Annotated in this window: 7 protein-coding genes; 3 read left to right on the top strand and 4 right to left on the bottom strand. The window is 70.0% G+C overall.

The genetic code is table 11. The annotated features are described in order from the left end of the window. Nucleotides 1-16: 16 nt before the first annotated feature. Both ADL03_RS07175 and ADL03_RS07170 read right to left on the bottom strand, forming a co-directional pair. Entirely contained in the window at nucleotides 17-2,422 is a 2,406-nt protein-coding gene (locus ADL03_RS07175) for a PaeR7I family type II restriction endonuclease (RefSeq protein ID WP_197288167.1), read from the bottom strand. A 306-nt stretch (nucleotides 2,423-2,728) separates the two neighbouring features. Further along, on the bottom strand, nucleotides 2,729-3,982 hold the full coding sequence (locus ADL03_RS07170) for a cytochrome P450 (RefSeq protein WP_231641598.1): 1,254 nt from the start codon (nucleotides 3,980-3,982) through the stop codon (nucleotides 2,729-2,731). A 133-nt stretch (nucleotides 3,983-4,115) separates the two neighbouring features. On the opposite strand from ADL03_RS07170, the gene ADL03_RS07165 reads away from it, so the two are divergent. Further along, nucleotides 4,116-8,102 carry a TIR domain-containing protein gene (locus tag ADL03_RS07165; protein WP_053732560.1) on the top strand — a complete coding sequence of 1,329 codons (3,987 nt, stop codon included), beginning with the start codon at nucleotides 4,116-4,118 and terminating at the stop codon, nucleotides 8,100-8,102. Here ADL03_RS07165 and ADL03_RS07160 read toward each other — a convergent pair. Both ADL03_RS07160 and ADL03_RS07155 read right to left on the bottom strand, forming a co-directional pair. Beyond that, on the bottom strand, nucleotides 8,091-9,986 hold the full coding sequence (locus tag ADL03_RS07160; RefSeq protein ID WP_053732559.1) for an FtsX-like permease family protein: 1,896 nt from the start codon (nucleotides 9,984-9,986) through the stop codon (nucleotides 8,091-8,093). The genes ADL03_RS07165 and ADL03_RS07160 overlap by 12 nt on opposite strands. Further along, nucleotides 9,980-10,726: an ABC transporter ATP-binding protein gene (locus ADL03_RS07155; protein ID WP_197288166.1), complete on the bottom strand. Its 747-nt coding sequence runs from the start codon at nucleotides 10,724-10,726 to the stop codon at nucleotides 9,980-9,982. The genes ADL03_RS07160 and ADL03_RS07155 overlap by 7 nt, the downstream gene beginning before the upstream one ends. 102 nt (nucleotides 10,727-10,828) lie before the next feature. Between ADL03_RS07155 and ADL03_RS48230 the strand changes: the two genes are divergently transcribed. Further along, nucleotides 10,829-12,094 carry a sensor histidine kinase gene (locus ADL03_RS48230; protein WP_197288165.1) on the top strand — a complete coding sequence of 422 codons (1,266 nt, stop codon included), beginning with the start codon at nucleotides 10,829-10,831 and terminating at the stop codon, nucleotides 12,092-12,094. Then, complete coding sequence (locus ADL03_RS48225) at nucleotides 12,085-12,717, top strand: response regulator (RefSeq protein ID WP_053732682.1); 633 nt, start codon at nucleotides 12,085-12,087, stop codon at nucleotides 12,715-12,717. The genes ADL03_RS48230 and ADL03_RS48225 overlap by 10 nt, the downstream gene beginning before the upstream one ends. Nucleotides 12,718-12,729: the final 12 nt, after the last annotated feature.

Genomic DNA, 12,729 nt, shown 5'->3' with positions numbered 1-12,729 from the left:
TGATACCAGCGTTGTATCACTTCTTCCGCCGATCTTCCTCGATGATTTTCTCGATCAACGACACTCGGTCGGCGATTGCCTTTATGAAGCTCTCGGTGGACAGTTCGGGTACCGGTTCATCGGAGATGCCCTTGTCCTTCGACGTGCTGACGAAACAGGCAGCGTCATAGACGCCGTCTTGGACAAGGCGTTGACACAGCAACTGGTACCGAGCCGCGTAGGAGGAGTCCGCGAAGTCGGGATCGGCGCCGAAGAGCGCCGCTGCCTTATCTCGAACCGGCCGCAACGTCGCCTTCGTCCGCTCGAAGACGAACATGTAACCGAGCCACGGGGCAACCCTTGTGTTCGGCTTCAGGTGTGCGAAGGCACGCCTCAGATCGGTGGCGCTGCCGATCGCCTCTTCGGCCCGGTTGTTGAAGTTGTTGCCCACCGAGCCGACCTGGGATTTGCACTCGATGGCCGCCACCAGGATGTCTCGATAGGTCACCACGATGTCCCAGTTCTTGGAACGTCGGTAGTAGCCGGGCAGCGTAGCCTGCCCGTGAACCTTGACTTCGGGGGTCAAGAGGGCCAGCGGAGCGAACTGCTGTGCAATCAGCTCGCCCACAGCATCGAGGTGCTTGCCGGCGGTTACAGCGGCTCTGGTGCCGACATCGGTGGTTTCGCCTGCCAGCTGCTTCTGAGTCTGGAGTGTACGTCCCTCCCAGAAGGCGATGATCGCCGTGTTAAAATCCTTCTGGATGGAGCTCAGCTCTCGTGATTTTTCCTCTGTGGCCGGCATCAGCTCGTAATCCTTCAAATCAATTTTGTAAGCGATCGCTGCCGCGTTCGTCGCGGCTTGCACATCGCGAGCCCGGAACGCCTCCCGCAGTGCTTCCTGGGTATTCGCGTCGATCTCATCTTGTGCAGGTACTCGGATGAGCTTGAGGTACTGCGCCTGGAACCTCAGGGTGTCGCCGCGCATCCGCACTGCGTAAGCCTCGATGAAGGCTTGCGCGATTCGCGACAGCAGGATGCCGCCGAGGACCTCCATGTCCCAGGTGTCAGAGGTGACGTAGTAAAGATTGTGATGCGGGTAGTGGCCGCCTTCTTCAAGGACAGGTTGAATCGTGCTCTTCATGTCCTGCAGCAGCAGCTTCTTCTTGTCTGTGAGCGCGGCCTGCACCTTGTCGATCGTGCGGTACCAGGAGTCCGGTGACTTCTTCGCCACGAATCGGTCGCGTAGCACCGCGTGGGCGGACAGGTACTGCCGCAACCTCGGGTAGTCGTCAAGGGCGACCAGCGTGCCGTCCTCGTTCCACGGATTGACTAGGTAGTTCCCCTGCCACTGGAATTTTCCGGAGGCGAGGTCGCTCCGCATGGCCAGTGGAAGCAGTCTGTCCTGCTCCACGCATGTCGCGTCCTGGGTGATGTACACCTTGTCCGCGCCCGTTGCGATTCCGATGGCAACCTTTGTTCCGGTGTTCTCGTCGTGCAGGTGATGGAAGTTGTCGTTGAGGTGTTTGATCAGTGCGAGCCGAGCCGGGCTGCCGATCGGCCACATCCCGTCGCCCTGGAACCATTGCGGTAGCCGGTGCGCTGTCACGTCGTGGCGGACGAACTCTGTGAAGTTTTCGTCCAGAACCGCGTTCACCAGTTCTTCCCACGCGTGAGTGCCTCGGTACTCGAAGGTCATTTCAGCTACCGAGACCGGACCCTGTGGACGATTGCTCAGCACGGTGATCGCTGGGTACGCCGAGACTTCGAGTTCGAACGCGTACACGTCGTGCAACGTCCACACGTGGTCGACGGAGTACTCGCTGGTCACAAGCTTCCGCAGATCGGCTCCATACTGGTTTCGCATCCAGCGGTCGGCACAGATGAAGCCCACTTTCCCGCCAGGTGTCAGCATGCGCAGGGCTCGTTCGAAGAAGCCCACGTAGATATCGCCTCGACCTCGCATGGTAGGCCACTTGCGGCGGTACATGCTGGCCTGCAGCTCTGTCAGATCGTCGTAGCGGACGTACGGCGGATTCCCGATCACGACATCGGCTTTGAAGTCTCTGAGGTAGATCAACAGGAAGTCGGCATTGGTGACCCATTCGTCCGCCAACGCCTTGCTGGTGTCCAGATCGGCTCCGGCCTCCCTCAGGAGATCGCTGCAGAGCGTGCGAGCGATCTTCACTTGGTCAGCCTGCAGGTCGTACGCGCGGATCGCACCGCCGAGAGACGCCAGGGCGCGACCGTGCACCTTCGCACTGGAAATGAGGCGCTTCACTGCCACCCCGAGGAACGCTCCTGAGCCACACGAGGGCTCCACCAGCCGAAGCGCGCCTAGGTCCTTGTCATCGGTGTACCCGGTCAGGCTGAGCAGTGCCTCGGCCACCCAATCCCGGGTGAACACCTCGCCGTAGTTCTGGACCTGGAGGGTTGGGAGCGTCACCCGCACAGCTTAAGGACCTCGAGTCTGATTCTTGCGGTGCACCTCGCACTCGAGTCGTCCAACGCAATCTTGATATCTTCAGTGAAGACTGATCTCAGTCGAGTGCCCGTTGACTCCACTGGTTGTGACGCTCCTACCGATGTGACCACCAGCCTCGCAGAAGGCCCGTTGGATCTGCGTCTCCGACGCTGGCTCTGCTGTGCCACGCGGCGCTGGTAGTTTGTTCCCACTCGAAACGCAAGCGGAAGTCGTCCGTGCAGAGCCGGTGCCGAACCGAACGGCGCGAATCCGAAAGCGGTCATGTGTTCAGTTCAGGCTGACCGGCAACCGCTCGAACCCCCGCAGGATCCTCGTCGGCCGCCGCCCGGCCCCCTGCTCCAGCCGCAACCCCGGGAACCGCCGGAACATCGCCCGCAACCCGATCTCGCCCTCCATCCGCGCCAGCGCCGCCCCGAGGCAGTAGTGCCGCCCCGCCCCGAACGACACGTGGTCACGCGCGTTGTCCCGGGTCACGTCGAAGGTGTGCGGATCGGCGAACACCTCCGGGTCGCGGTTCGCCCCGGCCAGCACGGTCGCGACGAGCTGCCCGCGCCGCACCGGCACGCCGAGGCCGTCCGTGTCCTTCACGCACATCCGGCCGGTCAGCAGCACCGGCGGGTCGTGGCGCAGCACCTCGTCGACGGCGTTCGCCCACAGCTCCGGCCGCGCGCGCAGCACCTCCAGCTGCTCGGGATGCCGGGCCAGCAGCGAGATGCCGTTGCCCAGCAGGTTGACCGTCGTCTCGAACCCGGCCGCCAGCACCAGGCCGGCCGTGGACTTGAGCTCCCGCTCGGTGAGCCCGACGCCGTCGTCGCTGGCGGTGACCAGCTGGCTGAGCAGGTTGGTGCCGGGCTGGGCGCGCAGGGCGTCGATGTGCCCGCTGAGCCAGGCGTCGAACGCGGCCAGCGTCGTCTCCACCGTGCGGAACACCCGCCACGACAACCCGAGGTCGAGGCTCGGCGCCGCGGCCGCGCCGAACGCGAGCACCTTCGCGCGGTCCTCCTGCGGCACCCCGAGGATCTCGCTGATCACCGTCACCGGCAGCAGGCCGCAGTAGGTCTCGATCAGGTCCACCGGGTCGCTCGGGTCGAGGCTGTCGAGCAGCTGGTCGGCGATCTCCTGCGTGCGGTGCCGCAACTGCTCGACCGCGCGCACGGTGAACACGCGCGTGACCAGCTTGCGGTAGCGGGTGTGCGCGGGCGGCTCGGTGACCAGCAACGACGGCGGCTGCACGGGGTGCAGCACGTCCGTGGCCGCCCAGTCCGCGACCTTGCCGAGCACCCCGCCGCCGTAACGCGGCCTGGTGGCCTGGAAGGCGTCGCTGCCGAGCACCTCGCGCACGGCGGCGTGGCGGGTGGTGACGAACCCGATGCCGGTGGGCGCCATCGCGCCGTACGACCGGATCTCGTCGAACAACGCCGTCAGATCGTTGCCGTTGCTCGCTTCGACGGTGATGCGGCCCTGGAGGTCGCCCTTGCGTGCGGCGAGGCGCAACGCCACCCTCGGCACGCCGTGGTTCAAGCCCCAGCGGATGACCGTTTTGATGGTCGCCTCCTTCGCCCGAGAACGACGCCCAGGGTAGGCGTTCGGTCACACGATCGGGCGGCGCTCGGGCAAGCGCCGAGATGGTTTGTGGGCGTACGATCTTCAACTCATGGCACGGGTGTTCATCAGCTATGCGAGTCAGAACCTCGCCCGCGCCCTCGAAGTGGCCTCATGGCTCACCGCCGATGGCCACGAGGCGTTCGTCGACCAGGATCCCGCCCGCGGCCTGACCGTCGGCGAGGACTGGGAACGCCAGCTCCGCGACCGCCTGCGCTGGGCCGACGTCGTCGTCTGCCTCATCACCGCCGCCTACGCGCGTTCGGTCTGGTGCAGTACCGAGGCCCTGTTCGCCCGCTGGCTCGGCAGCGTCGTCGTCCCCGTGCTCACCGAGCCGGGCGCCGAACACCCGTTGCTCCGCTTCCCGGTGCAGTTCGCTGATCTGACCACCGATCAACCGCTTGCCCGCGCCCGTCTGATCGAGGCCGTCCGCCGCACCGATCAATTGACCACGGGCTGGTCACAGCGCCAATCGCCCTACCCGGGCCTGCGCGCGTTCGACGCCGGCCTGCGCAGCGTGTTCTTCGGCCGCACCGCCGAGACCGCCAACCTCGCCCGCGCGGTCCGCTCACCCGCCGCCGACGGCTGCCTGCTCGTCATAGGCCCGTCCGGCTGTGGCAAGTCCTCCCTGGTCCGGGCCGGTCTCGTGCCGGTGATCGCGGGGGAGCCGGGCTGGCTGACCCTGTCGCCGTTCACCCCCGGCACCGATCCGGAGTCCGTCCTGGTCCGCGAGCTCGTCAGCACCGCCCGCCGCAGGGGCCTCGAGTGGAGCGTCGCCGACGTGCGGGCCGGTCGGATCGCCGATCTGGTCGAGGAACTGCTGATCGGACGGCCCGGCCACCGCCAGGAGCGGTTGCTCGTCGTGATCGACCAGTTGGAAGAACTGCTCACCCAGACACCGGACGAGGACAAAGCGTCGTTCGCTCACACGCTGTCAGGTCTGGCCCGTGGCCCGGTGCAGCTCGTCGCGACCGTCCGCTCCGAGTTCGTCGATCGCGTCCTAGCCGACCCCGACCTGCACCCGCTGGCCGGGGCGACGTTCCCGGTGAGGCCCCTGGCGCGGGCGCAGCTGCGCTCGGTCGTGGAAGGGCCCGCCCGTCTCGCCGGCATCACCGTCTCGGAAGACCTGCTGCAACGCCTTGTCGCCGACACCGACGACGGCTCCGCACTCCCGCTGCTCGCCTTCACCCTGGCGCAACTGGCACGGGACCGCGCAGGCTCCGCGCTTTCGGCGGCCCGCTACGACGAGCTCGGCGGCGTCCGCGGAGCATTGGTCAAGCAGGCCGACAAGGCCTTGACCGAGGCGACCACCACCACCGGACGCGCGCCCGGCGAGGTCATCACCGGCCTCCTCGAACTGGTGACCGTGGATGACCACGACCAGCCCGTCCGTGGCCGTGCGGTCCGATCCGCGCTCCCCGGCCCGGTCGCCCGGGAGATGGACGTCTTCATCGCCCACCGGCTGCTCACCGCCGAGGACGACGGCGCCGTCACCGTTGCGCACGAGGCGTTCCTGACCGCCTGGCAACCCATGGCCGACGCCATCACCGCCGAGGCGAGCGCCCTGCGCGCTCGCGGCGCGATCGACCGCGCCGCCACCTCGTGGGACGCTCACGGCCGTCCCGCTACCCGCCTATGGGAACGCAACCAGCTCGCCGCCGCTGTCGCGGACGTCGGCGCCGAGGTACCCGGCCGGTGGCGCCGCAGCTCCGGCGCGATCAGGACGAGCCGTGTCGAACTGGGGGACTGCAGCCGGGCGTTCCTGCTCGCCGGCCTGCGCCGCGACCGCCTCCGCCGGGGCCGCCTGACCACGGTGCTCTCCGCACTGCTCGCCGTGGCGCTGGTGGCGGCGGGCGTGGCGCTCGTCCAGCAACGAGAAGCCGAGCGACAGCAACGGATCGCCACCTCGCGGGCGCTGGTGTCGCGCGCTGAAGCCAACCTCCGCGACGACCCGCAGCTCGCGTTCATGCTCGGCGTGGCGGCGCACGAGCTGAACCCCGGTCTCGACACGAGGAACAGCCTGATCGAGTCGCTCACGGGCACCAACTACGGCGGCACCATGACCGGGCACACCGGTGAGGTGCTGGCCGTGGGGTTCGCCGCGGACAAGCGCACCCTGGCCACGGCCGGCGCCGATCGAACCGTGATCCTGCACGACCTCGCGGATCCGGAGCGGCCGCGGGAGCTGACCCGGTTGACCGGGCACCAGGCCCAAGTCGCCGACCTCGCGTTCAGCCCGGCCGCGCCCCTGCTCGCGACGGCCGACATGGACGGCCACGTGATCCTGTGGGACGTCAGCGCACCCGCTTCGGCCACCCGGATCGGCCACCCGATCAGCGGCTACAACGCGGCTGTGCACACGATCGCCATCAGTCCGGACGGTCACACCCTCGCAGCGGGGGGCCGCGAAGGTGTCGTGCAGTTGTGGGACATCAGCGTGCCGGCCGCGCCACGCGAGCTCGGGCGGCTGTTCGGTCACGACCAGCCGGTGGTGGGGCTGGCGTTCCACCCCGGCGGACACACACTCGCCAGCGCCGGCTGGGACGGCACGGTGATGCTGTGGGACACGGGTGACCCGGCTCGCGCCACGGCTCTGCCTCCGCTGCCGCGCGAGCCCGACCCCCTGTGGTCCTCCGTTGCCTTCAGCCCCGACGGTCGCACCTTGGCCGGCGTGGGTGCCGGGCAACACCCGCTGGTCCTGTGGGATGTCAGCGACCGGTCCAGGGTGTCCCGCCTGGGCGCACCGCCGATCAGCGGGGCTCTGCGCGATGTCGCGTTCAGCCCGGACAGCGGAACCCTGGTGGCGGCGAGCCAGGACAGGTCCGTGTTGCGCTGGGACGTGCGAAGCCCGGCCGAACCGCGCGCGCTGCCGTCGTTCCACGGCCACGCGCTCGGCATCGCGGCGCTCGCGTTCAGCCCGGACGGCAGGTACCTGGCGACCGGTGGGCAAGACCAGAAAGCGATGCTGTGGCACCTCCGCAACCCGGCCGAGCCAGTCCGGCACGGCGAACCGCTTCCCGGTCGCACCGACCAGGTCGCGCAGCTGGAGTTCCGCTCGGACGGCCGACTGCTCGTCACGTCCGGAGGCGATGGCATGATCACTTTCTGGGACACCCTCGACCGCGCCAGGCCCGCGAAGGTCCACGAGTTCGCGTCAGGGCACCACGACGCGGTCACCGCACTGGCGGTCAGCCAGGACGGACGTCTGCTGGCGACCGGTTCGCACGACGGGTCCGTGCTGTTGTGGGACATCAGCGACCCAACCGCTCCCTTCCGCGTCGACGAGCCGGTCAGTGGACGCGGTTTCAAGGTGAGCGACCTCGCGTTCCGATCGGACGGCCGGCAGCTCGCCATCGCCAACCTCGGCGGACGGGTGTGGCTGTGGGACGTGGCAGGCCACGACCGCACCGTGGTGTCGAGCGAAACCCTTGTGGCGAACCGGGTCGCGTTCAGCCGCGACGGCACCATGCTGGTGCACGGCGGTCCGGGCCCTGCGACGTGGCTGTGGGACGTCAGCGATCCCCGGAAACCTCATGCCGTCGACACGCAGCCCGGTGAACGCAGTGGAGATGTGCAGGACTCCGCACTCGCGGGCGATGTGCTGGTGACGTCGGGCGCGGACTTCACGGCCATCCTCTGGGACCTCCGCGACCCCACCCGGCCGCTGCGCATCGGGCAGCCGCTCGCCGGACACGGTGCCCTGGTGACCAGGATGGCGTTCAGCACTGACCGCCAGACCCTCGTCACGGTGGACCACGACGGCGCGGCCATCCTGTGGAACGTAAGCGACCTGGAGCATCCCCGCCGGATCGGGCCGCAGTTGCCGTCCGGGGGCGCTGCCGCGCTCAGTCCCGACGGGCGCACGCTGGCGTTGGACGACGGCAACACGGTGGTGCTGTGGGATTTGAGCCCGCTTGCCGATGCTCGCGAACACCCGGTGGAACGCGCGTGTGAGCGAGCCGGGCGGGGGTTGAGCCGCGACGAGTGGGAGCACCACGTCGGGCCCGGTTATCGCGAGACCTGCCGGTCACCGGGGTGACGAGACCTTCCAGGTCGTTGCCGCGCACGCGACACCGGTGACCACCAGTGCACCGGCGCTGAGCATCCCGAACAGGCCCCACGGCACGGCGACGACGCCCTGCGTCCCGCCGGCCACACCGATCAGCGCGCACGCCGCGACCAGTGCCCCGAGCAGCAGGCCGATGACCGTCACCGCCGTCGACTCGATCAGCGCCGCGGTGACGACCTGGCGGCGGGTCAGGCCGGACAGGCGCAGGACGGCGAACTCGGCCCGGCGTTCGGCGCCGGCGATCACCACGGCGTTGACGGCCGCGATCGCCGCGTACAGACCGGACAGTCCCATGAGGACGGACATGATGGCGATGTTGCCGCTCTGCTGGGCTTTCGCGGCCGCGCCCGCCCACTCGGCGACCGTGCGGACCTCGCCGAGGCCGGCGCTGGTGATCGCGGCGCGGACGGTCCCGGGATCGGTGCCGGGGGTGACCTGGACGAACGTCTGCGTCGGCGAGGTCGTGAGCAGGTCGGCCGGGACGGCGTCGCGGGAGACGAGGAACTCCTCGCCCAGGGCCAGGGTTTCCGGCATGCGGGCGACGAGCTGGAGAGGTGTGTGCTGGTCGTTGTACCGCATGGTGACCGTGTCACCGGCCAGGCGTTCGCCCGCGACCGCGGGGCCGCCGGCGATCGTCAAGCCGGTCAAACGTTCAAGGCTGCCGCTGCGGGGCTGGGTCACGTGGGTCCTGAGGTAGGTGGTGGGGTCGATGGCGAACACCTGCTTGTCGTAGGTCTCGGGGACGGGCGGCTCGTCGGCCTTGGCAAGGTTCTGGACGAGGATCCGCACCGGCAGCAGGGTCTGCGGGGCGGCGACGGCGATGCCGGGGACGGAGGCGAGGCGTGCGGCCTGAGCGCCGGTCGAGTCCACGACCAGGTCGGCGCGGACCGAGCGTTCCTGTTCGACGCCGGTCAGCAGCGCGAGCGAACCCAGCGAACCGTCGATGCCCAGCACCAGCGCGACCAGGACGATCAGCGGTGCGGCGGTCGAGGCGCTGCGGCGGACGCCGTCGCGGAGGTTGGCGCGGGCGAGCTCGCCGAGGGTGCTTCCCGGCAGGACGAACAACCGGCCGGTCAACGGGACGACCAGTGGGCTCAGCCTGCTCAGCGCGACCGAACCGGTCATCGAGATGAGCAACGACGTCGTGAGCGCGATCAGCAGGTCACCGGAGCGGGCGAGCAGGATCAGCACGACCGTCATGGCGGCGTTCAGCAGGCCCGTCACCCAGCGGCCCGCGGTCATGACCCTGGCCGCCGAGCCGGTGTCGCGCAACGCGTCGAGCGGCTGGACCCGCGCGGCACGGCGGGAGGCGGACAGGACGCCGAGGACCGCCACGCCGACACCGATCGGCACGGACGCCCACAGCACCCACGGGCCGAACGGCGCCTCGAACCCGTCGGGCAGGAAGCCGAACGCGGTCAGCACGGCCGACTGCGCTGCCACGGCGGGAAAGGACAGGACGATGCCGATGGCCGTGCCGGCCGCGCCGAGCACCAGCGCCTCGCACAGCAGCAGGCGCCGCAGCTGCCGCCGGTTCGCGCCCAGCACGCTCAGCAGGGCGAGGTCGCGGCCGCGCTGGGCCACGGTGAACGCGAACGTGGAACCGACGATGAAGACCGCCAGGAACGTGGCGAGCGGCACGGCGAGCCCGAGCAGCGTGGCGGCGCCGACGTACCCCTCGCGGATCTGGTGCGCTTCCTCCTCGGTGACCCCCGGCGGCACCCAGCCGGTGCCGGTGGCGGCCAGGACGAGCAGTGCGCCCTGGACGAGCGCGACCCCCAGCGCGACCGTGACGAGGGCGCCGATGAAGAGCGGCCAGCGTTCGCGCAGCGTGCTCAGCGACAGCGTCAGCACGACTCCTCCAGGCGCGCCAGCCGGTCCGCCACGGCGTGCGTGGTCGGGCGGTCGAGGCGGTCGACCACCCGGCCGTCGGAGAGGAACACGACCGAGTCGGCAGCGGCGGCCGCGGCGGGGTCGTGGGTGACCATGATGATCGTCTGACCGGTCGCCACCAGGTCCTTCAACAGGGCGAGCACCGTGCGGGCCGACCGGGAGTCGAGGGCGCCGGTGGGTTCGTCGGCGAACAGCACGGCGGGCCGGGTGATCATGGCGCGGGCGATGGCGACGCGTTGCTGCTGGCCGCCGGAGAGCTCCCGGGGCCGGTGGTGCTGCCGGTCGGCGAGGCCCACGCGGGACAACGCCTCCGTGACGACCTGTGTGGACGGTCGTGAGCCGGCGAGCTTGAGCGGCAGGGCGACGTTCTGCGCGGCGGTGAGCGAGGCGATGAGGTTGAAGTGCTGGAAGACGAAACCGATCGCCCTGCGGCGCAACGTCGTGAGGTAGGCCTCGGGGGCCTGGGTGATGTCGGCGCCGGTGAGCAGCACCTGGCCGCTCGTCACGCGGTCGAGGCCGGTCGCGCAGTGCAGGAGGGTCGACTTGCCGGAGCCGGACGGGCCCATCACGGCGGTCCAGGTGCCGGACGGGAAGCCGAGGCTGACGCCGTCGAGCGCGCGCACTGTGGCGGATTTGCTGCCGTACTGCTTGGTCACCGCGCGCAGCTCGACCGCGAACGGTGTGGTTCCCCCGATGATCACGGCCCAGAGCAAACCGCGGACGGCGGGGTGCGGGCACTACGTCCAGCGCCCCGAACGAGGTAGGGCCAGGCCTACCCCGGCGGCAGGCCCTACCCTGGGGCCATGGGGGAGGGCGCGCCGGTGACGGTGCTCGAAGCGGTGGCGGGCCGCGGGTTCCTGGTGAGCGGCTGGCCATGGCGGGCGTGGGCGCACCTGGTCACGAGCCTGCCGGTCGCCGCTGCCGCCGCGGCGCTGCTGGCTCTCGTCGTGCTGCCGTGGCAGCTGGTCATGACAACGGGCCTTGCGTTCGGCACGGTGGTGCTCGCTGCGGTGAGCGTGCTGGTGCTGGCGGCGGTTCCGCTCGTCGCGGGGCAGGTCGCGCGGTTCGAACGGGTGCGGCTGCGGCTCGTGGACGTCCGGCCGGTCACGACCGGGGAACGTGCGAGGGGGCTGGACCGCTACGCCGAGGCGGCGACGTGGCGCGAGGTCGCCCACGTGGGGTTGCTGGCGACGGTGGTGCCGGTGGTGTGCCTGGCTTTCCTGGTGCTGTTCCTGCTGGTCGCCGCCTTCACGACGATGCCGGCGCTGGTGTTCGACGGGCCGGTCGCGGTGTTGTTCTGGCAGGTCGACACGGCCGGGGAAGCGTGGGTCTGCACGGCGGCCGGCGCGGCCGGGCTGGTGGCGCTCACCTATCTCGCGGCCGGGCTCACCGGCGTGCACGGGCTGGTGGCGCGCAAGCTGCTGTCCGGCAGTCCCGAGGGACGGCTCAGGGCCGAGCTGGTGGAGGTGGCGGCGTCGCGGGCGCGGCTGGTGGACGCGTTCGAGGCGGAACGCCGCCGGATCGAGCGCGACCTGCACGACGGGGCGCAGCAGCGGCTGGTCAGCCTGACGATCCAGCTGGGGCTCGCGCGGGTGGACCTGCCGGGCAACGCGGCGGTCGCGGCCGCGCACGAGCAGGCCAAGGAGCTGATGGCGGAGCTGCGGGAGTTCATCCGCGACATCCACCCGCAGGTGCTCACCGACCACGGCCTGGCCGAGGCGCTGGACGACCTCGCCGACCGGTGCCCGCTGCCCGTCACCGTCGACGCCGACGTGCCCCGCCTGCCCGCCGCCGTCGAGTCGGCCGCCTACTTCGTGGTGTCCGAAGCGCTCACCAACGTGGTCAAACACGCACAGGCGACGCAAGCAGAAGTCCAAGCGCGCCAAGACGACCGTTCGCTCGTCGTCGAGATCGTCGACGACGGGTGCGGCGGTGCGGACCCGGCCGGTGGCACCGGGCTGACCGGGCTGGCCGACCGGGTCGCGGTGGTCGGCGGGAGAATGCTGCTGTCCAGCCCGACCGGTGGCCCGACCCGACTGCGCGTGGAGATCCCGTGCCGATCCGAGTAGTCCTCGCCGAGGACGGCGTGCTGCTGCGCGAGGGACTCACCGGCCTGCTGGCCAGGTTCGGGTTCGAGGTGGTGGCGGCGGTCGGGGACGCGGAGGCGTTGCGGGCGGCCGTGGCGGACCACCGGCCGGACCTCGTGCTGACCGACATCCGCATGCCGCCGGACTTCGCCGACGAGGGGCTGCGCGCCGCGATCGCGTTGCGGCGCAACGATCCTGAGCTGCCGGTGGTGGTGCTGAGCCAGTACGTCGAGCACCGGCACGCCGCCGACCTGCTCGACAGCGGCGGGCGCATCGGGTACCTGCTCAAGGACCGGGTGGCCGACGTCGAGGAGTTCGTCGCGAAGCTGCGGTACGTCGTCGGCGGTGGCACGGTCATCGATCCGGCCGTCGTGCGGAAGCTGGTGCGCCGGTCGCCGCTCGCGACGCTGTCCGGCCGTGAGACCGAGGTGCTCGCCCTGGTCGCGGAGGGGCACTCGAACGCCGCGATCGCCCGGCGGCTCACCCTGTCCGAGGCCGGGGTGGGCAAGCACATCGGCAACATCCTCGCCAAGCTCGGCCTGCCGCCGGACGACGACACCAACCGCCGGGTGATGGCCGTCCTGACGTACCTCCGTTCCGGCTGACCGCCGCACGCG

This window comes from Nocardia sp. NRRL S-836, assembly GCF_001279525.1.
Lineage (GTDB): Bacteria > Actinomycetota > Actinomycetes > Mycobacteriales > Pseudonocardiaceae > Lentzea.
The sequence above is the reverse complement of the archived record's forward strand: the minus strand, read 5'-3'. Positions and strand labels throughout refer to the sequence as shown.